Origin of the sequence: Lysinibacillus sp. K60 (genome assembly GCF_019731275.1) — a bacterium.
Classification (GTDB): Bacteria; Bacillota; Bacilli; order Bacillales_A; family Planococcaceae; genus Lysinibacillus; species Lysinibacillus capsici.
The window spans coordinates 1-24,885 of sequence record NZ_JAASJR010000022.1; the positions used below are offsets into that span (position 1 = coordinate 1).

General features: G+C 38.0%; 22 protein-coding genes, 1 rRNA gene and 1 other annotated feature. Of the genes, 20 read left to right on the top strand and 3 right to left on the bottom strand.

Annotated elements, in window-relative coordinates:
• From rrf to asnB, 4 genes are all read left to right on the top strand, one after another.
• Positions 1 to 87 (top strand): 5S ribosomal RNA (gene rrf / locus HCH28_RS24515); the annotation flags it as partial.
• A 269-nt stretch (positions 88 to 356) separates the two neighbouring features.
• Entirely contained in the window at positions 357 to 1,820 is a 1,464-nt protein-coding gene (guaB, locus tag HCH28_RS24520) for an IMP dehydrogenase (RefSeq protein WP_004233999.1), read from the top strand.
• 141 nt (positions 1,821 to 1,961) lie between these two features.
• Positions 1,962 to 3,293, top strand: a complete 1,332-nt coding sequence (locus HCH28_RS24525) for a D-alanyl-D-alanine carboxypeptidase family protein (protein ID WP_274771091.1) — start codon at positions 1,962 to 1,964, stop codon at positions 3,291 to 3,293.
• Between the two features lie 99 nt (positions 3,294 to 3,392).
• A complete protein-coding gene (gene asnB / locus HCH28_RS24530) occupies positions 3,393 to 5,231 on the top strand; it encodes an asparagine synthase (glutamine-hydrolyzing) (RefSeq protein WP_221683451.1) in 1,839 nt (612 codons plus the stop codon).
• 15 nt (positions 5,232 to 5,246) lie between these two features.
• On the opposite strand, the gene pdxR is transcribed toward asnB, so the two are convergent.
• The gene (gene pdxR, locus HCH28_RS24535) at positions 5,247 to 6,665 is read right to left on the bottom strand and encodes a MocR-like pyridoxine biosynthesis transcription factor PdxR (RefSeq protein ID WP_221683453.1); all 1,419 of its coding nucleotides are present in this window, start codon (positions 6,663 to 6,665) and stop codon (positions 5,247 to 5,249) included.
• Positions 6,666 to 6,767: 102 nt separating this feature from the next.
• On the opposite strand from pdxR, the gene pdxS reads away from it, so the two are divergent.
• The 6 genes from pdxS to HCH28_RS24565 all read left to right on the top strand — a co-directional run bounded on the left by pdxS (position 6,768) and on the right by HCH28_RS24565 (position 14,350).
• On the top strand, positions 6,768 to 7,652 hold the full coding sequence (pdxS, locus tag HCH28_RS24540) for a pyridoxal 5'-phosphate synthase lyase subunit PdxS (protein WP_221683454.1): 885 nt from the start codon (positions 6,768 to 6,770) through the stop codon (positions 7,650 to 7,652).
• 1 nt (position 7,653) lies between these two features.
• On the top strand, positions 7,654 to 8,217 hold the full coding sequence (pdxT, locus tag HCH28_RS24545) for a pyridoxal 5'-phosphate synthase glutaminase subunit PdxT (RefSeq protein WP_221683455.1): 564 nt from the start codon (positions 7,654 to 7,656) through the stop codon (positions 8,215 to 8,217).
• 49 nt (positions 8,218 to 8,266) lie between these two features.
• Positions 8,267 to 8,486, top strand: a binding site (T-box leader).
• A 75-nt stretch (positions 8,487 to 8,561) separates the two neighbouring features.
• A complete protein-coding gene (gene serS, locus HCH28_RS24550; RefSeq protein WP_221683456.1) occupies positions 8,562 to 9,842 on the top strand; it encodes a serine--tRNA ligase in 1,281 nt (426 codons plus the stop codon).
• Positions 9,843 to 9,983: 141 nt separating this feature from the next.
• Positions 9,984 to 11,318, top strand: coding sequence for a sigma 54-interacting transcriptional regulator (locus HCH28_RS24555; RefSeq protein ID WP_221683458.1), 1,335 nt, complete (start codon positions 9,984 to 9,986; stop codon positions 11,316 to 11,318).
• 108 nt (positions 11,319 to 11,426) lie between these two features.
• Positions 11,427 to 12,758 carry a branched-chain amino acid transport system II carrier protein gene (gene brnQ / locus HCH28_RS24560; RefSeq protein ID WP_221683459.1) on the top strand — a complete coding sequence of 444 codons (1,332 nt, stop codon included), beginning with the start codon at positions 11,427 to 11,429 and terminating at the stop codon, positions 12,756 to 12,758.
• Positions 12,755 to 14,350, top strand: a complete 1,596-nt coding sequence (locus HCH28_RS24565; RefSeq protein ID WP_221683460.1) for an amidohydrolase — start codon at positions 12,755 to 12,757, stop codon at positions 14,348 to 14,350. Before brnQ ends, HCH28_RS24565 begins: the two co-directional genes overlap by 4 nt.
• Before the next feature lie 94 nt (positions 14,351 to 14,444).
• Here the strand turns inward: HCH28_RS24565 and tadA are convergent, their stop codons facing one another.
• Positions 14,445 to 14,960 (bottom strand): tRNA adenosine(34) deaminase TadA, encoded by a 516-nt coding sequence (gene tadA, locus HCH28_RS24570; RefSeq protein WP_221683461.1) that lies wholly within the window; start codon positions 14,958 to 14,960, stop codon positions 14,445 to 14,447.
• Positions 14,961 to 15,183: 223 nt separating this feature from the next.
• Here tadA and HCH28_RS24575 point away from each other — a divergent pair, with 223 nt between their 5' ends.
• From HCH28_RS24575 to HCH28_RS24620, 10 genes are all read left to right on the top strand, one after another.
• The gene (locus HCH28_RS24575; protein WP_016995255.1) at positions 15,184 to 15,519 is read left to right on the top strand and encodes an ArsR/SmtB family transcription factor; all 336 of its coding nucleotides are present in this window, start codon (positions 15,184 to 15,186) and stop codon (positions 15,517 to 15,519) included.
• Between the two features lie 20 nt (positions 15,520 to 15,539).
• Positions 15,540 to 16,493 (top strand): cation diffusion facilitator family transporter, encoded by a 954-nt coding sequence (locus HCH28_RS24580; RefSeq protein WP_221683462.1) that lies wholly within the window; start codon positions 15,540 to 15,542, stop codon positions 16,491 to 16,493.
• 66 nt (positions 16,494 to 16,559) lie between these two features.
• Positions 16,560 to 16,892: a metal-sensing transcriptional repressor gene (locus HCH28_RS24585; protein ID WP_004233976.1), complete on the top strand. Its 333-nt coding sequence runs from the start codon at positions 16,560 to 16,562 to the stop codon at positions 16,890 to 16,892.
• A 31-nt stretch (positions 16,893 to 16,923) separates the two neighbouring features.
• Positions 16,924 to 17,130, top strand: coding sequence for a copper chaperone CopZ (gene copZ, locus HCH28_RS24590; RefSeq protein ID WP_221683463.1), 207 nt, complete (start codon positions 16,924 to 16,926; stop codon positions 17,128 to 17,130).
• Between the two features lie 81 nt (positions 17,131 to 17,211).
• On the top strand, positions 17,212 to 19,623 hold the full coding sequence (locus tag HCH28_RS24595; RefSeq protein WP_221683465.1) for a heavy metal translocating P-type ATPase: 2,412 nt from the start codon (positions 17,212 to 17,214) through the stop codon (positions 19,621 to 19,623).
• Between the two features lie 198 nt (positions 19,624 to 19,821).
• On the top strand, positions 19,822 to 20,457 hold the full coding sequence (locus HCH28_RS24600) for a deoxynucleoside kinase (RefSeq protein ID WP_004233969.1): 636 nt from the start codon (positions 19,822 to 19,824) through the stop codon (positions 20,455 to 20,457).
• Positions 20,457 to 21,125, top strand: a complete 669-nt coding sequence (locus HCH28_RS24605) for a deoxynucleoside kinase (RefSeq protein WP_004233968.1) — start codon at positions 20,457 to 20,459, stop codon at positions 21,123 to 21,125. The genes HCH28_RS24600 and HCH28_RS24605 overlap by 1 nt, the downstream gene beginning before the upstream one ends.
• A gap of 89 nt (positions 21,126 to 21,214) precedes the next feature.
• Entirely contained in the window at positions 21,215 to 21,742 is a 528-nt protein-coding gene (locus tag HCH28_RS24610; RefSeq protein WP_004233967.1) for an LOG family protein, read from the top strand.
• 138 nt (positions 21,743 to 21,880) lie between these two features.
• A complete protein-coding gene (locus HCH28_RS25330) occupies positions 21,881 to 22,789 on the top strand; it encodes a methyl-accepting chemotaxis protein (protein WP_221683467.1) in 909 nt (302 codons plus the stop codon).
• A 99-nt stretch (positions 22,790 to 22,888) separates the two neighbouring features.
• Positions 22,889 to 23,509, top strand: a complete 621-nt coding sequence (locus HCH28_RS24620; protein ID WP_221683469.1) for an RraA family protein — start codon at positions 22,889 to 22,891, stop codon at positions 23,507 to 23,509.
• A gap of 46 nt (positions 23,510 to 23,555) precedes the next feature.
• Here HCH28_RS24620 and HCH28_RS24625 read toward each other — a convergent pair whose 3' ends face one another.
• Positions 23,556 to 24,830, bottom strand: a complete 1,275-nt coding sequence (locus HCH28_RS24625; protein ID WP_221683471.1) for a cation:dicarboxylate symporter family transporter — start codon at positions 24,828 to 24,830, stop codon at positions 23,556 to 23,558.
• Positions 24,831 to 24,885 lie beyond the last annotated feature (55 nt).

A 24,885-nucleotide genomic window follows, 5' to 3' on the forward strand; every position in this document is an offset into this window, starting at 1 on the left:
CGTTCCCATACCGAACACGGAAGTTAAGCTCTTTAGCGCCGATGGTAGTTGGGGGCTTCCCCCTGTGAGAGTAGGACATCGCTAGGCAACAAAACAGTCAGCTGTGCGCTGACTGTTTTTTTACTTTGTCTTGATAACTTTTAACTTTACCAAAGAGTTTGATCAAATGTGTTTTTTGAATTTAAATAATGCAAATAAATGCCTCAAAAATGTAGTTAATTATTTGTATTGTTTATCTTAATTGTTATTTGTTAAAAATCTGAATTGTCTTTCTTTTATAAGTTCCTTGACAGTAGCAGTCCACGTTGTTAATCTTACAATTAATATTCTTTTAACTATAGGAGGAAGTTACGAAAATGTGGGAGACTAAATTTGCCAAAGAAGGTTTAACTTTTGATGATGTATTATTAGTACCAGCTCATTCCGAAGTACTACCGAAAGATGTTGATTTATCTGTTCAATTAACACCTAAGATTAAATTAAACATCCCAATGGTCAGCGCAGGTATGGATACAGTTACAGAGTCTAAAATGGCGATTGCTATGGCACGTCAAGGCGGTATCGGTATTATCCATAAAAACATGGGAATTGATGAGCAAGCTGAACAGGTAGAAAAAGTAAAACGTTCTGAAAATGGTGTTATTACAAACCCATTCTTCTTAACTCCGACACATCAAGTTTTCGATGCTGAGCATCTAATGGGTAAATACCGAATCTCTGGTGTTCCTATTGTTGATAGTATGGAAAATCAAAAGCTAGTAGGGATTATTACAAACCGAGATTTACGTTTTATCTCTGACTACTCTTTAAAAATTGAAGATGTAATGACGAAAGAAGATTTGATTACAGCACCAGTTGGAACGACTTTAGAGGATGCTGAAAAAATTCTTCAACAATATAAAATCGAAAAGCTTCCAATTGTAGATGAAGAAGGTAGATTAACTGGACTTATTACAATTAAGGATATCGAGAAAGTGATTGAATTCCCGAATGCTGCGAAAGATACACATGGCCGTTTACTAGTAGGCGCGGCTGTTGGTGTATCAAAGGATACGATGGTACGTATTGAGAAGCTTGTAGAAGCACAAGTTGACATTGTTGTAATCGATACAGCCCACGGTCATTCAGAAGGCGTATTACAAACAATTCGTTCAATCCGTGAGACTTACCCTGAGCTAGAAATCATCGCTGGTAATGTTGCTACAGGAGAAGGCGCACGTGCATTATTTGAAGCAGGAGCAGATGTTGTTAAAGTAGGTATCGGTCCTGGTTCTATTTGTACTACACGTGTTGTAGCAGGTGTAGGTGTCCCACAAATTACAGCAGTATATGATTGTGCTACAGTAGCTCGTGAGCTAGGTAAAACAATAATTGCAGATGGTGGTATTAAATACTCTGGTGATATCGTAAAAGCACTAGCAGCTGGAGGCAACGTTGTAATGCTTGGTTCCCTTCTAGCAGGTACATCTGAATCTCCGGGAGAAACAGAAATCTTCCAAGGACGTCGTTTTAAAGTTTATCGTGGTATGGGTTCTATCGGCGCAATGGAAAAAGGTTCTAAAGATCGTTACTTCCAAGAGGATGCAAAAAAATTAGTACCTGAAGGTATTGAAGGCCGCCTTCCTTATAAAGGACCATTAGCTGATACAATCTACCAACTGATTGGTGGTATTCGCGCTGGTATGGGTTATTGTGGAGCTCCACATCTTGAACACCTACGCGAGAATGCACAATTTGTTAGAATGACAGGTGCTGGTCTACGTGAATCACATCCACATGATGTACAGATTACAAAAGAATCACCAAACTATTCCATGTAATATATTACTTGCAACTTTTATGCTTTCGCATCGTCTACAAAGATGGCGCGAGAGCATTTTTTTATGGTAGAGAGTCAACACGTTTGTTGTTATCTATGATAAAATGTCGAGGACAAGATTATTTTTTGGAGGGCTTTAAAGGTGAAAAAGAAAATGAACACCGTATTACGCTTACTCCTAATTCCTGTTTTATTATTTAGTATTTTTGCAGGTATTCCTGCAAAGGCTAATGCGGAAACAGATTTAGGATTAACAGTGGATGCTGCGATTTTAATTGATGCAGATTCAGGAAAAATTTTATTTGAACAAAATGCAGATACTTCACTAGGTATTGCAAGTATGACAAAGATGATGACTGAATACCTGTTATTGGACGCGATTGATGCAGGGACAGTTAAGTGGGATCAAGAATATCACGTAACAGATTATACGTATCGTATGTCTCAAAATCGTGCATTAAGTAATGTACCTTTACGTAGAGATGGCACTTATACGATTCGTGAGCTATACGAGGCAATGGCAATCTATTCAGCAAATGCAGCAACCGTAGCCATTGCTGAAACGATCGCAGGTTCTGAAACTGAATTTTTAAAGTTAATGAATAAAAAAGCAGAAGAACTTGGTTTAGAGGGCTATAAATTTGTCAACGCTACTGGTCTTAATAATGCTGATTTATTTGGTATGCATCCATCAGGCACAGGCCCAGAAGATGAAAATGTAATGCCTGCAAAATCTGTAGCTAAATTAGCGTATCATTTATTAAAGGATCACCCAAAGGTATTAGAGACATCTAAAATTGCAAAAAAGACATTCCGTGAAGGGACAGAAGATGCAATTAAAATGTCTAACTGGAACTTTATGTTACCGGGATTAGTGTATGAATATCAAGGTGTAGATGGATTAAAGACAGGTACAACAAACTTTGCAGGTCACTGCTTCACAGGTACTGCAGAGCGCAATGGTACTCGTTTGATTGCAGTTGTAATGAAGGCTGTTGATGCAAATGGACAAGGTTCATATGAAGCTCGCTTTGATGCCACAGCGAAATTATTTAACTACGGCTTTTCACAATTCTCAAAGCAGGAAATTTTACCAGGGAACTATACATTCAAAAATCAAAAAACAGTTAAAGTAACAAAAGGTAAAGAAGACAAAGTATCGATTGCAGTAAAAGAACCAATTTCATTTATGATTAAGTCTTCTGATAAAGACTTATATAAACCTACATTGGTTTTAGATAAAAAGAGTTTAGAGGCAGATGTTAAAAAAGACACTGTTGTAGGAAAGGTCGTTATTGAACGCACAGAAGGCACAGATTACGGCTTTATCGATGGCAAGGATATTTCATCCGATGTTGTCACAACAGAGGCTGTAGAGCGTGCTAGCGGTATCTCATTGTTCTTCCAAGGTGTAGGTAACTTCTTCGGTAATTTATGGGGAGGCATTACAGACTTTGTTGGTGGATTGTTTTAATATTTAAATAAGAGCACATGAATGTACTTAAGCATTCATGTGCTTTTTCACATTTTTACACGCTACAGCATACGCTAATAGGCGAAAGGATGTGGCTAAATGTGTGGCATTACAGGCTGGGCTAGTTTTCAAAAGGATTTAAGAACAAGTGACACAATATTAAAATCGATGACGCAAACATTAAATAAGAGAGGGCCAGATGATGAAAATATTTGGTGTAGTGAGCATATTGCATTTGGCCATCGACGGTTAGCTGTTATTGATTTAATCGGTGGTAAACAACCAATGAAAAAAATCCATGATGGTTTGAACTATGTCATTACATATAATGGCGAACTTTACAATACAGAAGAGCTACGTAAGGAACTTCAAAAAAGAGGGCACAGTTTTACAACACAATCAGATACTGAAGTACTATTAACTGCCTATATTGAATGGAAAGAGCAGTGTGTAGAATTTCTAAATGGTATTTTTGCCTTCGGTGTTTGGGATGAGCAAACACAGTCTTTATTTTTGTGTCGAGACCGACTAGGCGTAAAGCCCTTGTATTATACAGAGCAACAAGAAGGTGTACTTTTTGCATCGGAGGTGAAGGCTCTGCTAGCACACCCCACGGTTCAAGCATGTGTAAATGTTGAAGGGTTGGCAAGTATGATGGCTGTAGGGCCTTCTAGAGAGCCAGGTAAAACCCTTTTTCAAAATATTAAAGAATTACGGCCTGGCTATGCTATGCGATTCTCTAGAGAAGAAGGTTTAAGAAAGTGGCCGTATTGGCAGCTACAAAGTCGTAGACATGAAGAAACATTAGGAGAAACAATTGAACATGTTCGTTTTTTGTTAACGGATGCTATAGAACGTCAGCTAGTTTCAGATGTACCCATTTGTACGTTTCTTTCAGGAGGACTAGATTCCAGTATTATCACCGGCATTGCAGCAAATAGATTCCAACAGCAAAGCCATCAGTTGCATACGTATTCTATTGATTATGAAGATAATGAGCGATTCTTTAACCCACATTCTTTCCAGACCTCCACAGATACGTACTGGATTCAAAAAATGACAGAAACTTTCAAGACAGCTCATCACGCAGAGGAGATCACTCAGCAACAGTTAATTGATTTATTAGTGGAATCGGTCATCGTTCGCGATTCTCCAGGTATGGCAGATGTAGATTCTTCGTTATTATGGTTTTGTCGTGAAATAAAAAGGGAATTTACTGTAGCGCTATCAGGAGAGTGTGCAGATGAAATTTTTGGTGGTTATCCATGGTTTAAAGATAGGATTACTGGTTTCCCTTGGATCCGTTCATTGTCTGAAAGAAGTGCATTACTCCAAGAGAAGTGGAACAAAAAATTAAAAATTGAATCCTATGCACAACAACTATATACACAAACAATAGCTGAAGTTCCTTTGTTAGATGGAGAAGGTCTAGCAGAGGCAAAGCATCGCGAAATGTCCTACTTAAATATGCTATGGTTTATGCAAACATTATTAGAGCGGAAGGATCGTATGAGTATGGGGGCAAGTTTAGAGGTACGTGTCCCTTTTGCAGATCATCGGCTTGTAGAATATGCCTGGAATATTCCGTGGGAAATGAAGAATTTGGATGGAATAGAAAAAGGATTACTTCGAAAATCAATGGCACATCTATTGCCGAATGAAGTGTTATATCGTAAAAAAAATCCTTATCCCAAAACATATCATCCTGTCTATACAGCAGGAGTGCAAAAATGGTTGAAGGAAATTCTGCATGATAAAAATTCAATTTTGCATGAACTATTTGAACGACAAAAGCTTGCGGAGTTAATTGAATCGGGAGGTAGCTCTTTTAAGGTTCCATGGTATGGGCAATTAATGGCAGGTCCCCAGCTTTTAGCTTATCTAGGGCAAATTCATACTTGGTTTGAGCATTATCAAATTCAATTAATTGAGACTTAATATAAAACGCCCCATCTACATAGATGGGGCGTTTTTTTGTATACTCCAGCAATCCATCAACTGCTCAATGGATGATTCGATTGCTTGTACAGGAATCCCTCCAAAACCTAATAAAAATTGAGCTTGTGAAGATTCATAATCATCTAGTCTATAGGCTGATAATGGATAAATACCGATCTCTGCTTGAGAGGCGAGCTGTTGTAATTGTTTTTCTGAGAATGTGTGTTCAACCTCTAATAAAATATGCATACCCGCTTGTTCACCAGTAATGTTAATGGATGATGAATATTTTTCTAAAATAGAAGTTAGTTTATCATGTTTTTTACGATAAATTTTACGCATACGATTGAGATGCTTTGCAAAATGCCCATCACCCATAAAATTTGCCACAATATGCTGATCAAAACGAGGCACAGTTGATGAGTAATAATTAAAGACATCGTTATAAGTAGCAAGTAGCTTAGGTGGAAGTACAAAATAAGCTACTCGCAAGGATGGCATTAAAGATTTGGTAAAAGTACTCATGTAAATAACTTTATCGTTTCGATCTAATGCGTGTAGGGCAGGAATTGGTTTTCCAGCATAACGAAATTCCGAATCATAATCATCCTCAATAATATAACTAGATGTGCTTTGTGCCGCCCAATTTAAAGCCTGTGCTCGTCTTGTAGCAGATAATACAGCTCCAGTTGGGAACTGATGTGAGGGTGTAATATACACAACATTAGCATCTGTTTTTTCAAGATCATGAATAATTATGCCCTCTTCATCAACTGCAATTGGGTAAACTTTTCGTTTATGCTGGGAAAACATTCGATGGACGGCAGGGTATCCTGGGTTTTCTAATGCAAAGCTGGTGTCCTCACTAAAAAGACGGAGAATCATAGGGAGGAGCTGCTCCGTCCCTGAACCAATAACAATTTGTTCAGGGTGGCATACAACACCACGGGATTGATATAAATAATTAGCAATCTCTGTGCGTAAAGGCAGTTCACCTTGTGGTTCCCCTGTTAATAATAGCTCCTTTGAGGTATCGTCAAAAAGCTCTTTTGCATACTTTCTCCATGTTTGAAATGGAAAAGCATCGATATCAATAGATCCAGGATTAAAATCGATTTTGTAAGACTTTTTCTTAGGATATTCATTAATGGACGCCATAGTATCTTGTTGAATGTAAGGCAGTTCATCTATTTCTTCTACAAAATAGCCAATACGTGATTTGGACATAATATAGCCTTCAGCTAATAGCTGAGCATAGGCAATTTCAATTGTTGTTTGGGAAATGTTTAAAAAATCAGCTAATTTTCTTTTTGAAGGCAGTTTTTCTCCTACAGTTATTTTCTTAGAAATAATAGCTTCTTTAATACCGTTATAAAGCTGATCATAAAGCGGTTTATCACTATCCCTTTCAAGCTGGAATAAAAGCATATCCATGATCTGGAACCTCCTGACCCTATAAATATTTTAAAAACTGGATATTTTGATATGGTCAATTTCTATTATACTAAACTTCATCATAAAGGTGGAGGTTAGAAAATGAAACGAACAGGTACAGAGCTAGTAAAACGTGGAATGGCAGAAATGCAAAAAGGCGGCGTCATTATGGATGTCATTAATGCAGAGCAAGCAAAAATTGCAGAAGCTGCAGGTGCTGTAGCAGTTATGGCATTAGAAAGAGTACCTTCAGATATTCGGAAAGCAGGTGGCGTTGCACGCATGGCCGATCCTCGGATTGTTGAGGAAGTAATGGGAGCTGTAACTATTCCTGTGATGGCCAAAGCACGTATAGGTCATATTGTTGAAGCACGTGTTTTAGAAGCAATGGGTGTTGATTATATTGATGAAAGTGAAGTTTTAACACCAGCAGATGAAGAATACCATTTATTAAAAAGTGAATACACAGTACCGTTTGTGTGTGGCTGTCGTGATTTAGGGGAGGCAGCCCGTCGTATCGGGGAAGGTGCCTCGATGTTACGGACAAAAGGTGAACCAGGAACAGGGAATATTGTGGAGGCAGTTCGCCATATTCGTAAAGTAAATGCACAGGTTCGTAAAGTCGTAGGAATGACAGAGGATGAATTAATGACAGAGGCGAAATTACTAGGAGCTCCTTTCGAGTTATTAAGAGAAATTAAACGTCTTGGTCGTTTACCAGTAGTAAACTTCGCAGCAGGAGGAGTGGCGACGCCTGCTGATGCAGCCTTAATGATGGAACTTGGAGCTGATGGCGTTTTCGTTGGTTCAGGTATTTTTAAATCTGAGAAGCCAGAAAAATTTGCACGTGCCATTGTAGAGGCGACTACTCATTATAAAGACTATAAGCTTATTGCGGAAATATCAAAAGAGCTCGGCGTGCCAATGAAGGGGATTGATATTGCACAGCTTGGACACAACGAGCGTATGCAAGAGCGAGGTTGGTAGCATGAAGCGAATTGGTGTATTAGCATTACAAGGAGCAGTTCGTGAGCATATACAAATGTTAGAGGCTCTTGGTTGCGAAGCAATTCAAGTAAAACAAAGAAAGGATTTAGGAAACCTAGATGGACTTGTGTTACCAGGTGGAGAAAGCACAACAATGAGAAAATTGCTGGATCGATTTGATCTACTGGAGCCAATTCGTGGACTTGCACAGCAAGGATTACCGATGCTTGGTACATGTGCGGGATTAATTTTATTAGCCAAGGATCTAATTGAAGATGAACCACATTTGGCTGTGATGGACGTGACTGTAGCAAGAAACTCATATGGACGTCAGGTGGATAGCTTCGAAGTACAACTAGATATTCCTAAAGTAGGTATAGGGATTCCAGCGGTATTTATTCGTGCACCTCATATTGAAGCGGTAGGTAAAGGTGTTGAAATTCTTGCACAACATGAAGGGAAAATAATCTTGGCACAAGATGGCCATTTATTGGGTTGTTCGTTTCATCCCGAATTAACAGAGGATACACGAATTATTGAATATTTTGTATCCTCTATGGTATGACTTGCAAAATTTGTTTTCATATAGTACAGTATGGTTAAATTTTAAATAACTGAACACGATGATGGGAAGTAGTAGCAAGCACGTTTTTTTTAGAGAGTCAGCGGTTGGTGGAAGCTGATAAAAGCACTTGTGAATCCGTCCTGGAGTTGCACAGTCGAAGTGAATGAAGTAGGCTGTAGCCGGCTGAAATGCCGTTATGAAATAAGTGGATTAGGCAGAAGTATGTCTAGTCAATTAGGGTGGCAACGCGGGTAGCTCTCGTCCCTTTTTAGGGACGAGGGCTTTTTTGTGTTCATTTCGCTGCAACAATTTTCCATCATGAAGAAACTATTGGAGGTATGAAGATGTTAGATATTAAACGCGTACGTGAGAATTTCACGGAAATTAAAGAGATGTTATTAACACGTAATGAGGACTTGGGAAATTTAGATGACTTTGAAGACTTAGATGCAAAACGTCGTGAATTAATTGCCAAAACAGAAGAATTAAAAGCGGAACGCAATAAAGTATCTGAACAAATCTCAGTTATGAAACGTAACAAAGAAAATGCTGATGAAGTCATTGCTCGTATGCGTCAGGTTGGCGATGAAATTAAAGAATTAGATGTACAATTAAATGATGTGGAAGAACGCTTTAAAGATATGATGATGCGTTTACCAAACATCCCACATGAATCTGTACCAGTAGGCACAACAGAGGACGACAATGTTGAGGAATATACATGGGGTGAAATTCCGACATTTGATTTTGATATTAAAGCACACTGGGACCTTGCTACGGATTTAAAAATTGTAGACTTTGAACGCGGCGCGAAAGTAACAGGTAGCCGTTTCTTATTCTATCGTGGTCTTGGTGCTCGTTTAGAAAGGGCATTAATGTCATTCATGATGGATTTACATGCAGAGGAGCATGGTTACGAGGAAATGCTACCACCTGTCATTGTTAATCGTGATAGCCTAACAGGTACAGGGCAACTTCCGAAATTTGAGGAAGATGTATTCAAATTAGAGGAAACAGATTATTTCATGATTCCAACTGCAGAAGTACCAGTAACGAACTTCTATCGAGATGAGATTTTACCGGCTGAAGCTTTACCACAAGGCTTTGCAGCGTATAGTGCGTGCTTCCGTTCAGAAGCGGGTTCAGCAGGCCGTGATACACGTGGTTTAATTCGTCAACACCAGTTCAATAAAGTAGAATTAGTACGTTTTGTAAAACCAGAGGAGTCATACGAACAATTAGAGCTATTAACAAGTCATGCAGAAAAAGTATTACAATTATTAGGCTTACCATATCGTAAGTTAAAAATGTGTACAGCTGATTTAGGTTTTACTGCAGCGAAAAAATATGATTTAGAAGTTTGGATTCCTGCACAAAACATGTACCGTGAAATTTCTTCTTGCTCTAACTTTGAGGATTTTCAGGCACGACGAGCAAATATCCGCTTCCGTCGTGAGCCAAATGCTAAACCAGAATATGTGCACACATTAAACGGTTCAGGTCTTGCCATTGGCCGTACAGTTGCTGCTATTCTAGAAAACTACCAACAATCTGATGGCAGCGTAGTACTTCCTGAAGTTTTAAGACCTTATATGGGCGGTAAAGAAGTAATCGCACCAAAATAAACAACAGATAAAGCTATTTTAGACAATTCCTTTATGGATGTTCTAAAATAGCTTTTTTGTGTTGCAAAAATTGAAATCTCTCATAATTTTTGAAAATTCGTTATAATGGGTAATATTCATGGGGACAAGGGGGAGAAATTCATGGAATTGCAACAATTTGCACAGGCTTTCAGTGAATTTGATAATGTTTTAATTACAGATGATAAAGGCTGTGCAATCTTTTATGACTTAGCAGATTTAAATATATTATTGGAAATCGGCTTAACACCAGATGAATTTTTTCAAAGCACTGTGACTGATAATTATCAAAATTTATCACCTGAGACAAGTACTGTCTTTCAAGTCATACAAACAGGGCAGCCAGTTTTATACTATGAACAACAACTTACAACATTAAACGGATTTAGTTATTTATCACTGAGTTCGACCTATCCCATTATGGAGCATGGAAAAGTCATTGGTGCCATTGAATTTTCAAAACATTTTTATGAAACTAAGCAAATTAAATACTTAGATAATTTCCTGGGACATAAATTATATCGAGATAATCATACGACCTACCGTTTGGAGGATTACATTACGACAAACGCCGAAATGAAAACTCAACTTGAAAAGGCACGTCGTAGTGCTCAAAAAAGTGCACCAGTTTTACTAACTGGGGAAACTGGAACTGGGAAAGATATTATCGCACAAGGCATACACAATGAAAGTGAACGCTATACAAAGCCGTTTATTACTTTGAACTGCTCAACATTAACAGAGGATAATATATTTACTCAGCTATATGGCTCGGACAATGAAGCAAAAAGTGGAAAGTTACAGGAGGCTAATGGTGGGACGTTATTCATTGACCACCTTAATTTATTGGATATCTCTTTGCAGGCGAAACTTTTACATGCGGTAGATATAAAAGTGTTAAATGGTGAGCCCTTAGATATACGGTATATTACTACTGTCAATGAAGATGTAGATAAACTATTAGCTGAAAAAAGGCTACGTGAGGATTTATTTTATCGCTTAAATGTTCTCCAAATTGATTTGCCACCGCTAAGATTAAGGAAGGAAGATATTCCACTTATCCTTGATTTTTATATACAATTTTACAATGAACATACACTACAGAAAAATGTAAGCTATCGTAATGAAGTAATTCAATTATTTTATGCCTATCATTGGCCGGGGAATGTACGAGAACTAAAAAATGCCCTTGAAACGGCATATATTAATTTGCTTGGAGATGAAATACTTGTTGAACATGTTCCAGAGAGGATTAAAAAAAATGTTCAACATTCAACTCAATCGATCATGCAAAACAACCAATCTGGACATTTAAGAGATTTAACGGAAGCCTACGAGCGTCTAATAATAGCGGAAAAGTTGCGTGAAACGGATGGCCGATTAGCGGAAACAGCTAGACGTTTAGGTATTTCTCGTCAATTACTAAAATATAAGTGTTTAAAATATGAATTGTTGTAAAAAAAATTTTACAAAAAGGGGATAAAAATTTATCTCCTTTTTTCGTGTTCTTAAATTTTTTATTATTTAGATAAATCTTCTGTAAACGATTATAAAGGGGTTGAGGATATGTCTAAAGTTATACAGCATACGATAATCGTGGGGCTAGCCTTATTCGCTATATTTTTTGGTGCTGGGAATTTAATATTTCCGCCATCCATAGGAAATAGTGCAGGGGAATCTTGGATTTCCGCTTTGATGGGCTTTAGCTTAACGGGTGTTATTTTACCTGTGCTTGCGGTGTATGCAATTTATAATACTGGGGGAACTGTGGAAGCGCTCACAAGACCAATTGGAAATTGGTTTTATAAAGCCTTTAATACGGTCATGATGGTTTGTATTGGGATGGTTGTCACAATACCGAGGATGTCAGCGACAACTCATGAATTAGGGGTATCCCAAATTATTCCGAGCGTCCCTTTAATTGTGTCAGTATTAGCATTTTTCGCGATTTGCTTTTATTTTGCGATGGACCAATCAAATGTTATCGATAAGATTGGGAAATGGTTGACGCCTGTTCTTGTTCTTATCCTTATCATCCTCATTGGTAAAGGAGTACTAGACCCAATAGGAGGGGCAATTAATACAGGAGCAGAAAGGGTTTTTGCCAACTCCATAATAGCAGCCTATCAAACAGGAGATGTGGGAACAGGTATTCTTTGTGCTCCAATCTTTTTAGCAGCAATAGTTGGCTATGGCTATAAAGGGAAACAATCTAAAAAGGTCGCGCTTGGTGGAATGGCTATTGCTGCAATAGGGTTAATTGCAGTATATGGTGGCCTACTTTATTTAGGGGCTACAAGTAGTGGTATCATCACCAATCCTGGCAGTGATACAGAACTATTAGCGGGCATTGCCTTTAGTGTCATTGGTAATTTGGGGAAAGCGTTACTAGCTATATGTGTTGTTTTTGCCTGCTTAACATCAGCGATTGGCGTCATGGTCATATCATCACAGTTTTTAAATGAACTAACAAAAGAGAAACTTGGCTATAGAATGTGGGTCTTTATTATGTGTGTAGTAGGCGCAACTATTGGCTCCTTAGGTGTAGGTGCTATCGTCGAAATTACATTGCCGATTTTCTTGGTAATTTATCCAGTCATTATTGTACTTGTGCTACTGGGAGCCTGTGATCGTTTTGTACCGAATGCAGGAGCCTATAAAGGAACGGTACTATTTGCATTTCTAGTAAGTGTCGTTGAAACATTTGCTAGCTATGAAATTACAATACCTGGTGTGACACAGTTGGTCATGCATTTACCATTGCAGTCTAGTGGATTTGCTTGGATTATGCCATCTATTGTTGGCTTTATTATCGGTACTATTTTGCATAAGGTGCTGAAAGCAGAAGATCCTGAAAAATCTACTTTTGGTATGGAAGAAATAGGAGTTGAAAAATGATGAAAATTATTTGTAACGCAAAGATTTATACGGCAGATACTAATCAGCCATCAGCGACGGCTATGGTAATTGAAGGAGGAACTGTACTTTGGATTGGACAACAAGAAGATTTACCTCCCTATCATGGAGAAATAATAGATGTACAAGGAAAGGTCGTTATTCCTGGGATAATTGACGCTCATATGCATCCGATCATGTTAGCGGATGTTTTGGAACAATTGGCTTGTTTACCTCCATATATTTATTCTATTGAGGATATAATTAATGCACTAGCAAATTATGATGCAAGTCAGCGGGGATGGCTATTAGGCTGGGGCTATGATGAAGGGAAACTAAAGGAAAGAAGAGCGCCTTTAAAAGAGGACTTAGACCGTGTCTCTACAGAGTTACCTGTCATTGTTATGCGTACATGTGGTCATATCTTATCGGTCAATAGTAAAGCATTAGCAATCGCAGGTATTACGAAGGATACGCTTGATCCACAGGGTGGACAAATCGATCGGGATGAAGATGGAGAACCTACAGGCGTACTGCGTGAAAATGCACGTAATTTAGTACTACAGCATTTACCTACACCCTCTGAAGAAGAGATTGTCAAAAGGCTGCTAAGGCTATCACAAACTTTGGCATCCTATGGTGTAACAAGTATTACAGAACTAATGGCCACTGTAGCACCAATTGATTATTTAGGCCTGTATCGTAAAGCACGAGAGAAAGGCTTTAAGCAACGCGTAGCAGCTTATTATATCTGGGAGGATATTCAACGATATGAGCTGTTAACAGCAAATACTATTGATCGTTCTGCAGGAGCCTATATCGGAGGTATCAAGCTATTTTCAGATGGTAGTGTTTCAGGCCGTACAGCACTTGTTTCTGAGCCATTTTTGGGAAGTGATGAAAAAGGCATAGCGATGACTTCGAAAGAGGAGCTGCTAGCGGCGGCTGCGGTAGCAAAAGAATATGGTATTCAATTAGTGGTTCATGCAATGGGGGACAGAGCCATTGATCTAATTGTCGACACATTTTATGAGGAAAAGGCTTGGTTAACAGATGCACCGTCTGTTCGTATTGAGCATGCAGCCATGCCATCTAAAAGTGCCTTGCAAAAAGCTGCTGAATGGGGGATAGGCTTTGTGCCACAACCCATCTTCTTATTTTGTGAAATTGAGAGTTATTTAGAGAATCTAGGGCTTGAAAAAACACAGACATTGTATGGTGTACAAACATTTCTACAGAGGGGTATTGCGACAGCGCTCTCTTCAGATGCGCCTGCTACATCATGGGCAGAAGCGGCTAATCCCTTTGTGACGATACAAGCAGCTGTTACACGAAGAGCCTATGATGGCACAGATTTAGGCGCCTCAGAAAAAATCTCTGTAGAGGAGGCATTACAGCTATACACAGTTGATGCCAAGACGATGATTCGTATGGAGAACGTTGGTCAGTTAAAAGAGGGCTATGAAGCTAATTTTGTTGTACTAACAGACGATTTGCTGACGCTTTCACATAACCAGCTTATGCATGTAAAACCATTCGCTACATATATCGAAGGAGAATGTGTTTTTACACAATCCACTATTCAAGCTCAATAAATTAGATGAAGATGGTCGCTGCTACGACACATTTCATATATATCACTATTCCCTTAAATATAAAAGGAAGGTGTCTCATGAGGAGGCACCTTCCTTAATGACCATTTATATCGTTGGAAGCTAATCGTGCTTTTTTCTCAGCTTTTTTACGATCTCTTAATGCCTTAAAAAAGTCTGTTAAAATTTGACCACATTCCTCGGCTAAAATCCCTTCTGTTACATCACATTCATGATTAAAGCGTTCATCATTTAATAAACGGTAAAGAGAATCTACACAGCCAGCTTTTTGATCTCTTGCCCCATAAACAACTCGAGGTACACGTGATTGGAGAATGGCCCCTGCACACATTGGACAAGGCTCCAATGTAACATAAAGAGTAGTATTCTCCAGTCGCCAACTCCCTATTTTTTTGCAGGCTTCTTGAATCACTAACAACTCCGCATGTGTTGTAGCATTTTGCGTTGTTTCTCTTAAATTATGCGCACGTGCAATGATTTTTCCTTCATAAACAAGTACTGCACCAATTGGTACTTCCCCAAGTAAGGCAGCCTGTTGAGCTTCCTCTAAGGCTTGTTTCATAAATAAACGATCTGCGTCAAAAATATCCACTCATATCTCTCCTTAACAGTAGTGTAGCGTGCTGAATTGGTAATTGCTACTGTTAACTTCTTTTCGGATGTTATATTCATCTATAATCATCGCAGCCATGCGTAAACGCTTCCCCTGTAATATGTTGAAGCATAAATACTTGTTGACATTCCTTATATATCCATATATATTTATATATGAACACATGCTCATATATAAATATTGAAGAATGGGGTAAACTTCTATGGATGAAAAATTAAACAGTTCAGAAATGCAAAAAAATATTGATCAGCATTTAGATGAAGAGACATTATTTGTAGTATCTCAGACTTTTAAAGCATTGAGTGATCCAACACGAATTCGTATTTTAAACTTACTTTGTTCAGATGAACATTCTGTTAATGATATTGCAGAAATTTTAGATTTAGGCCAATCAACCGTTTCCCACCAATTACGCTTTCTTAAAAATTTAAGATTGGTGAAATTTAGGAGAGAGGGAACAACCTTATATTATTCTAAGGACGATGATCACATTATGAATTTATTGAAGCAGGCCATTGAGCATGCGGCTCATAACTAAAATGAAATGGGGGAATAACAATGGGACATCAACACGACCATGGCCATGATCATACACATGGTGCAAATAAAAAGGTATTATTACTGTCGTTTATTATTATTACAGGGTATATGGTAGTGGAAGCCATTGGTGGCCTTTTAACAAATAGTTTGGCTCTTTTATCAGATGCAGGGCATATGTTAAGTGACTCTATCTCTTTAGGTATAGCGATGTTAGCTTTTATGTTTGGGGAAAAAGCTGCAAGCTATAGTAAAACATACGGCTATAAACGATTTGAGATTTTAGCTGCAGTACTGAATGGTATTACATTAATAGGAATCGCATTATTTATTTTCTATGAAGCAATTGAACGATTTACAAACCCACCAGAAGTAGCTACAACTGGAATGCTTATTATTAGTATAATTGGTTTGTTCGTTAACATTTTAGTTGCCTGGATTATGATGCGTGGAAGTGATACAAAGGATAATTTAAATATGCGCGGAGCATTTTTACATGTACTAAGTGATATGCTAGGGTCTGTAGGCGCTATTGTTGCGGCACTATTAATTATGTTTTTTGGCTGGGGCTGGGCAGATCCTCTTGCGAGCGTTATTGTTGCATTATTGGTCGTACGAAGTGGCTACCATGTCACAAAAGCCTCCATTCATGTCTTAATGGAGGGGACACCTTCAAATGTAGATGTTCAGGAGATTATTCAGTTAATAGAACAGACTGATGGAATAGAAAGTATCCACGATTTACACATCTGGACAATTACTAGTGGAACGAATGCATTATCCTGTCATGCGGTTGTCAATGATCAATTGAAAATAGCTGAGAGTGAGCATATCTTGCGGAAAATTGAACATAATCTTCAACATAAGGGCATTAAGCATGCAACAATTCAATTAGAAACATCCTTACATCGACATGATAATTCTATTTTATGTAAATTAGAAAATGACCATGAACATCATCATGATGATAAATAAAATTTTTTATGATTTGCATACCCTTCTTGGGTATAGTATGATAATTACAAATAGGAGGTGTAGTGAATGGAGGAGACAGTAAAAGAGGATGCTTGTCATACAGAGGAAGCTACGTCTTGCCGAAAAAGTCATCACCCTGAGCGTGTGAAAAAGGATTTAACAACTCGCTTAAATCGAATTGAAGGTCAGATTCGTGGTATTAAGGGAATGATTGATAAAGACGTTTACTGTGATGATATTATTACGCAACTATCAGCTACACAATCTGCATTAAATAGTGTGGCAAAAATATTATTAGAAGGTCATTTAAAGGGCTGTGTTGTGGATCGTCTATCAGAAGGCGATGAAGCAGTATTAGATGAGTTAGTCATAACGATTCAAAAGTTAATGAAAAAATAGATTGAAAACATACAAAAGGAGAGATTTAATTATGCAAAACGTAACATTAAACGTACAAGGAATGTCATGTGGTCATTGTGTAAATGCTGTGGAAAAAAGTGTTGGTGCTCTAGCTGGTGTTGAACAAGTAAAAGTTAATTTAGCAGATGGTTTAGTGGATATTGCATTTGACGATGCACAAGTGTCACTTGATCAAATTAAAGAGACAATTGATGATCAAGGCTATGAAGTAAAATAAAATTTGTAGAGTGCTCCAGTAGCACTCTCTTATTTTCAAAATTATATACCCCCTGTTGGTATAAGGAGAGGTGAATGGTAAATGAGTTCTGCTAGTAAAGAAGCTAATTTGCAAATTACGGGTATGACATGTGCAGCCTGTGCCACTCGTATAGAAAAAGGTTTAAATAAAATGGATGGTGTAGAACATGCAACAGTAAATTTAGCACTAGAAAAATCATCTATTAAATATGACCCAACTAAACTAAGTGAAGCAGATTTTGAAAAGAAAATAGAAGCACTTGGCTATGGTGTTGTTAAACAAAAAGCTGAACTTGATATTACAGGTATGACATGTGCAGCCTGTGCGACTCGCATTGAAAAAGGGCTAAATAAACTAAGTGGTATTTCCTCTGCTAATGTCAACTTAGCACTGGAAAAAGCGATGATTGAGTTTAATCCTTCGGAAGTATCCATCGCAGATATCATTACAAAAGTTGAAAAGCTAGGCTATGGGGCACATCAAAAGGCAGATGAGCAGGAAACAGTGGATCATCGTGAAAAAGCTATCAAACAGCAACAACATAAATTTATTTTATCAGCTATACTTTCTTTACCACTGCTTTGGACGATGGTTGGTCATTTTTCCTTTACGTCATTTTTATATGTTCCAGAATTTCTAATGAATCCATGGGTCCAAATGGTATTGGCTACGCCAGTGCAATTTATTATTGGTAAACAATTTTATGTAGGGGCATATAAAGCATTACGCAATGGTAGTGCAAATATGGATGTGCTTGTTGTTATGGGGACATCAGCGGCCTATTTCTATAGTGTCTATCAAGCGATTGTAACGATAGGATCACATCATGGACCACATCTTTATTTTGAAACGAGTGCTGTATTAATTACACTTATTTTATTAGGTAAATTATTTGAGGCAAAGGCAAAAGGACGTTCATCTGAAGCCATAAAAAAACTAATGGGACTTCAGGCAAAGACAGCTATCGTTGTACGTGACGGTATAGAAAAGGAGGTCCCATTAGAAGAAGTTATCATTGGCGATGTTATTTTAGTGAAACCAGGTGAAAAAATTCCTGTAGATGGTGAGGTAATAGAGGGGACAACAGCTGTTGATGAATCGATGCTAACAGGAGAAAGTCTACCAGTTGATAAAAAGCAAGGTGATCTATTATTTGGCTCAACTATTAACAAAAATGGTTTTATTAAAATGACTGCAACAAAGGTTGGACGTGATACAGCATTAGCACAAATTATTAAAGTGGTCGAAGATGCTCAAGGATCGAAAGCACCTATTCAACGTTTAGCAGATCAGATTTCGGGGATTTTCGTACCTATTGTTGTTGGCATAGCCATTGTAACCTTTTTAATTTGGATTATTTGGGTCCATCCAGGGGAATTTACACCTGCTTTAGAGGTATTAATCGCAGTTCTTGTCATTGCTTGTCCATGTGCACTTGGGTTAGCAACACCAACTTCAATAATGGCAGGTTCTGGACGTGCAGCTGAGTTTGGTATTTTATTTAAAGGTGGAGAACATTTAGAGCAAACACAAGGCATAGATACAGTTGTTGTAGATAAAACAGGAACAGTGACACATGGAAAACCTGAGCTTACAGATGTACTGTTAGCGCCAGAGCAAGATGAAGCACGCTTTTTATCCTTAATCGGGGCAGCAGAGAAGCAGTCAGAGCATCCACTAGCAGAAGCCATTGTTCAAGGCATAGAAAAACGCGGCATAGCTTTAGGTGACGTTCAATTCTTTGAAGCAATACCGGGTTATGGTGTGCAGGCAACTGTCTCAGGTCAAGGTGTTATCATTGGCACACGTAAATTAATGCAACAATATGGTATTCGTATTAATGATATATTACCAACAATGGAGCAACTAGAACGAAACGGTAAGACAGCCATGTTGGCAGCCATCAATGGGCAATATGCAGGTTTAGTAGCTGTGGCTGATACCGTGAAAGATACATCAAAAGAAGCTATTCGTCGTTTACAGGATATGGGTATTACGGTCATCATGATGACTGGTGATAACGAGCGTACTGCTCAAGCAATTGGAACAGAGGTAGGCGTGAATCATGTTATTGCAGAAGTCTTACCAGAAGGTAAAGCTGATGAAGTGAAAAAACTTCAAGCCCAAGGGAAAAAAGTAGCGATGGTTGGTGATGGTATTAATGACGCACCTGCCTTAGCAACAGCGAATATTGGGATGGCAATTGGTACAGGGACAGATGTGGCAATGGAAGCTGCAGATATTACGCTTATTCGTGGAGATTTAAATAGTATCGCGGATGCCATTCTAATGAGTAGAAAAACAATGCGTAATATTAAACAAAATCTATTTTGGGCATTTGCTTATAATACATTAGGTATTCCAATTGCTGCACTCGGTCTGCTTGCTCCATGGGTAGCAGGCGCAGCAATGGCCTTTAGTTCAGTTTCGGTCGTATTAAATGCACTTCGTTTACAACGAGTGAAATTATAAATAGGTATAAAGGCATCGGGAAGTAGATTCTCGATGTCTTTTTTCTATGTCATCATGAGAAGAATACCCCAAGTAAATTTACTAGAACAATAGGTTGATTCTGTTTTTCATTTTCCTACTATGATAAAATGAAAGGTACTGATTCATTTTAGGTAGGACACAATGATCGAATCCATAGAACAAAAGGAGGAGCTTCTGGTGACGGTTCCATTTGTTACGGTAGAAGGTCCGATTGGTGTTGGTAAAACCTCTTTATCGAAAGAGATAGCAGCGACATTTAATTACCATCTATTAAAAGAAATTGTAGACGAAAACCCTTTTTTAAATAAGTTTTATGAAAACATTGAGGAGTGGAGTTTCCAAACGGAAATGTTCTTCCTTTGTAATCGCTATAAGCAACTAACCGATATTAAAAAATTTCGTTTAGCACATGCCAAACCTGTTGTAGCAGACTATCATATTTTTAAAAATTTAATATTTGCGAAGCGTACATTGGCACCAACTGAATACGAGAAGTATGAGGAGATCTATAGAATTTTAACGAAAGACATGCCTGTTCCAAATGTAGTGGTTTATTTACATGCCAGCGTTGAGACATTAATGAAGCGTATCGCCATGCGAGGGCGAGAGTTTGAAAAGATGATTTCACGTGATTACATGGAGCAGCTTGTGGCCGACTATCATTCTTTTATCGAGCATTTTGAGAGCATGCATCCCGAAATTCCAGTTATTCGATTTAATGGAGATCAGCTTGATTTTGTAAAAAACCCCAATGATTTAAATCATGTTTTAAAAATAATTAAAGATACGTTACAACAAAGGAGTTTGCAATAATGAATTTAAGAGAGAAGTACGATATTCCACCACAAACGGTTATTACGATTGCTGGTACTGTTGGGGTAGGAAAATCGACGATGACAAAGGCTTTAGCAGAGGCACTGAACTTTCGTACCTCGTTCGAGAAAGTAGACACAAATCCATACCTTGATAAATTTTATGAGGACTTTGAAAAATGGAGCTTTCATTTACAGGTCTACTTTTTAGCAGAGCGTTTTAAAGAACAGAAGCGTATTTTTGAATATGGTGGAGGATTTGTACAAGATCGTTCTATTTATGAGGATACTGGCATTTTTGCTAAGATGCATTATGATAAAGGAACAATGAGCCCAACAGATTATGAGACTTATACAAATTTGTTTGATGCAATGGTAATGACACCTTATTTCCCACATCCAGATTTGCTTGTCTATCTTGAAGGACCTATTGATGCAGTTATTGGACGTATTCAAGAGCGTGGACGTACAATGGAGCAACAAACACCGAATGATTATTGGATAGAAATGCATGAACGCTATGAAAATTGGATAAATAATTTTAATTCCTGTCCAGTTCTACGTTTAGATATTAATGATTATGATTTATTAAAAAATCCTGATGCCATTGAATCAATTGTAAGCCGTATCAGTCATATGCTAAAACAAACAAGCCATTTACGAAAATAAAAGTAAAATAAATGACCAAAAAACGTGAGACAATATATAGCCGATTGTTTCACGTTTTTTGAATAGGAGGGATTATTATAAGAATCGCAGTGTATTGCGGATCCGGTTTGGGTAAAAGCCCTATTTATGCAGAGAAAGCGGCTGAGCTTGGTACAGCACTGGCAAAAAACGGTCACGGGGTTGTCTATGGTGGTTCTAAAACAGGCCTAATGGGGAAGGTGGCCGATGCTGTTTTAGCAGCTGGAGGAGAAGTGATTGGTGTGATGCCAACACATTTACAAAAGCGTGAATTGGCACATGCCTCATTAACAGAAATTCATATCGTAGACTCTATGCATATTCGTAAAGCTAAAATGGCCGAGTTAGCAGATGCTTTTATTGCTCTGCCAGGTGGCGCAGGGACTTTAGATGAATATTTTGAGGTATTTACTTGGGCTCAGATTGGACTTCATACAAAACCTGTCATTTTATATAATGTCCATGGATTCTATGATGCACTTCTACAGCATTTTAAAACAATGCTAGAGGAAGGCTTTATACGTGCAGAGCAAAAGAAGTTCTTACGTGTAGCGGCTACCTCTGAAGGGATTTTACGTTTATTAAAAAAACATGGATGAACTCTCTCCATGTTTTTTATCTTGATGCAGCAGGTGCACTAACATCCGCTGCAATTACACTGAGGCATAATTAATGTAATATAAAAGTAAAATAATTAAATTTTAAGTAAAAAATTAGTAATGGATGGGGTGTTCTTTATGCATAGTGTAGAGGCTCAAGTAACCGATGATTTAGTAGTACAGGCTATTGAACGCAATATAGCCATTATCCGCTTCGATATGGATAGAAGAGTGGCGTATGTCAATGAACTATTTGCTCAAACATTGGGCTATACAGTGCAGGAAATGCTAGGAAAACATCATAAAGACTTTTGTTTGCCTGATTTCATTAATAGTATGGAGTACGATAAATTTTGGCGCAACCTAACGGCAGGAAACAGCTATCAGGACAAAATAGAAAGAATTGATGCTAGAGGTAATATAATTTGGCTGGAAGCGACATATATGCCTGTCTTCGCAAATAATACAAGAAAAGTAATAGGTGTATCCAAAATAGCTACCAATATCACTGAACGGCAACATGAGATTGTTAGTGTTGCTGACAAGTTGAAGGGCATGTCTAATAAGCTTTACCAGCGTTCAGAGGCGGGCATTCAAAATAGCCAAGATCTACTAGAAACCATTAAAGTAGTTTCAAAGGAATCAAATGAAAATGTAAGTAATCTTGTGCAACTTCAGAAACAAGCAGATTCTATTAAAGGAATAGTCAAGACTATACAAGAAATTGCCTCACAAACTAATTTATTGGCATTAAATGCAGCTATTGAAGCCGCTAGGGCTGGAGAATATGGTAGAGGTTTTGATGTAGTAGCGAAAGAGGTACGCAAGCTTTCTGTAAGAGTTGAACAATCTATTTCAGAAGTGAAGGATAATGTAGAGGGCATTGAGCGAGAAATTGGTCAGGTGACTGATAGTATTACAAAAATAGCAGAAAAAATAGATAAAACAAATGAACAAATTACTGTCACAGCGAAAGACTTTAGTGAAATAGCGTCTGCTGCTGAAGCCTTAGACGAGCAATCAAAGCAATTTATTGAAATTATTTAATTCTACTAATGACTACTATTTTCGAGATATATTGAAATAGGATATATTTTTTATTTACAATACTAGTGTAAGTCATTAATCATAATAGGGGTGTTATGTATGACAAAAGTGGAAGTAAGCTTTCAGCATTTACCAACAACAGCTATTTCAGATGCAACTGGCGGGCATACCAATGTGCGAAGTGATATTAAGCCGTTAGCAGACCATTTTAAAGTTGCTGGGCGAGCTGTAACTGTACGTTTACCAGATGGTGAAAATGGGGCAGTTTTGGAAGCAATTAGGGCTGCAAATGAAGGGGATATTTTAGTCATTGATGCAAAAGGAAATACAAACCGAGCTGTTGCTGGAGATTTTGTAATCTCCTTAGCAAAAGGGATAGGTGTACAGGGTTTTGTTGTGGATGGCGTAGTCCGCGATATTGCAGCAATTCGTGAATTAAATTTCCCTGTATTTTCGTTAGGCACTACTGTAGCAGCAGGCAATAAAAACGGCGGTGGTCAAGTAAATGTACCGATCGCCATTGGAGGAGTTACGGTTCATCCTGGTGATTATATTATTGGGGATGTGGATGGTGTAGTTGTTGTGCCACAACAGGATGCTGAAAAAATTGTTGTAGCAGCAGAGGCTAAGCTTGAAAAAGATGAAAAACGCGCTCAAGAAGCACATGCCAATGGAAAAGAATCAATTATCGCTTATTTAGATAAAGTGTTAGCAAAATAAAAAAACCCTCACGATGCCATCCAACATCGTGAGGGTTTTTTTAAAATTACGCTAGATTTTCATTTTCATTAAAGTAATTTTTCATCTTTTCTCGATCGAAACGGCCTTCCCACTTAGCCATTACTAATGACGCTAATGAGTTACCAATTACGTTAACAACTGTACGTCCCATATCAAGAATACGGTCAATACCAGCAATGAAGGCTAGTCCCTCAAGTGGAATACCTACAGTACCTAAAGTTGCTAGAAGTACTACGAATGATACCCCTGGAACACCTGCAATACCTTTAGATGTAACCATTAATACAAGCATTAACGTAATTTGTTCACCAATGCTTAGGTGAATACCGTACATTTGAGCAATAAATAATGCTGCAATGGCTTGATATAGTGTTGACCCATCTAAGTTAAAAGAGTAACCGGTCGGTATAACAAAAGATACAATATCCTTTGGCGCCCCTAATTTCTCCATTTTCATCATAACACGTGGTAATACAGCTTCAGAACTTGCTGTTGAGAAGGCTAAAATTAGCTCATCTTTTAATACTTTAATTAAATAGAAGATGCTGATCCCTGCGAATTTTGCCACAAGTCCAAGAACGACAAAGATAAAGAATAGCATGGTTGCATAAACAAGAATTGCCAATTTGGCAAGTGGAACCAGTGAAGCAAACCCATATTTGGAAACGGTTACACCAATTAAACCAAATACCCCTAGTGGAGCGAATTTCATTACGAGGTTTGTTACCCAGAACATAGCATCTGCTACCCCTTGGAAGAAGTCTAAGACTGGTTTCCCTCGATCACCTACTGCAGCAACCCCTAAACCGAAAATAACTGAGAAGAAGATAATTGCTAGCATATTACCTTCAGCCATTGACTGAATAATATTTGTTGGGACAATGCCTACAATGATATCAAATGGTCCTTCATGCTGTACTTCCTCAGTTGTTGATACATACTTCGAAATATCCCCTTGAGATAATTCATTCATGTTAATACCTGCACCAGGTTGGAAAATGTTTGCAGAAAGTAATCCAACTACGATTGCAACTGTAGTAATAATCTCAAAGTAAATTATTGATTTCCCGCCTAATCGTCCAAGTTGCTTCATATCTCCAGTACCAGCAACACCAACGATTAATGTCGAAATAATAATCGGTACAACAATCATCTTAATAAGATGTAAGAATATATCCCCTAATGGTTGTAGATATGTCTCAATTTTGGGGTTTCCGTAAAAGATACCACCAACAATGATCCCTAAAATCAAACCGATTAAAATCTGAGCGGCTAAACTGACTTTAAATTTCTTTTTCAAATCCTTTGTACCTCCCCTAATATTAAATTTTTAGGACACGCCTTACTTTAATAAT

What these genes read in the sequence shown, in the direction of transcription:
- HCH28_RS24605 (WP_004233968.1), top strand. Translation starts at nt 20,457, where the DNA reads ATGAATTTAAGAGAGAAGTACGATATTCCACCACAAACGGTTATTACG.
- serS (WP_221683456.1), top strand. Translation starts at nt 8,562, where the DNA reads ATGTTAGATATTAAACGCGTACGTGAGAATTTCACGGAAATTAAAGAG.
- brnQ (WP_221683459.1), top strand. Translation starts at nt 11,427, where the DNA reads ATGTCTAAAGTTATACAGCATACGATAATCGTGGGGCTAGCCTTATTC.
- guaB (WP_004233999.1), top strand. Translation starts at nt 357, where the DNA reads ATGTGGGAGACTAAATTTGCCAAAGAAGGTTTAACTTTTGATGATGTA.
- HCH28_RS24575 (WP_016995255.1), top strand. Translation starts at nt 15,184, where the DNA reads ATGGATGAAAAATTAAACAGTTCAGAAATGCAAAAAAATATTGATCAG.
- HCH28_RS24585 (WP_004233976.1), top strand. Translation starts at nt 16,560, where the DNA reads ATGGAGGAGACAGTAAAAGAGGATGCTTGTCATACAGAGGAAGCTACG.
- pdxT (WP_221683455.1), top strand. Translation starts at nt 7,654, where the DNA reads ATGAAGCGAATTGGTGTATTAGCATTACAAGGAGCAGTTCGTGAGCAT.
- HCH28_RS25330 (WP_221683467.1), top strand. Translation starts at nt 21,881, where the DNA reads ATGCATAGTGTAGAGGCTCAAGTAACCGATGATTTAGTAGTACAGGCT.
- HCH28_RS24595 (WP_221683465.1), top strand. Translation starts at nt 17,212, where the DNA reads ATGAGTTCTGCTAGTAAAGAAGCTAATTTGCAAATTACGGGTATGACA.
- HCH28_RS24620 (WP_221683469.1), top strand. Translation starts at nt 22,889, where the DNA reads ATGACAAAAGTGGAAGTAAGCTTTCAGCATTTACCAACAACAGCTATT.
- HCH28_RS24580 (WP_221683462.1), top strand. Translation starts at nt 15,540, where the DNA reads ATGGGACATCAACACGACCATGGCCATGATCATACACATGGTGCAAAT.
- pdxS (WP_221683454.1), top strand. Translation starts at nt 6,768, where the DNA reads ATGAAACGAACAGGTACAGAGCTAGTAAAACGTGGAATGGCAGAAATG.
- asnB (WP_221683451.1), top strand. Translation starts at nt 3,393, where the DNA reads ATGTGTGGCATTACAGGCTGGGCTAGTTTTCAAAAGGATTTAAGAACA.
- pdxR (WP_221683453.1), bottom strand. Translation starts at nt 6,665, where the DNA reads ATGGATATGCTTTTATTCCAGCTTGAAAGGGATAGTGATAAACCGCTT.
- copZ (WP_221683463.1), top strand. Translation starts at nt 16,924, where the DNA reads ATGCAAAACGTAACATTAAACGTACAAGGAATGTCATGTGGTCATTGT.
- HCH28_RS24565 (WP_221683460.1), top strand. Translation starts at nt 12,755, where the DNA reads ATGATGAAAATTATTTGTAACGCAAAGATTTATACGGCAGATACTAAT.
- HCH28_RS24555 (WP_221683458.1), top strand. Translation starts at nt 9,984, where the DNA reads ATGGAATTGCAACAATTTGCACAGGCTTTCAGTGAATTTGATAATGTT.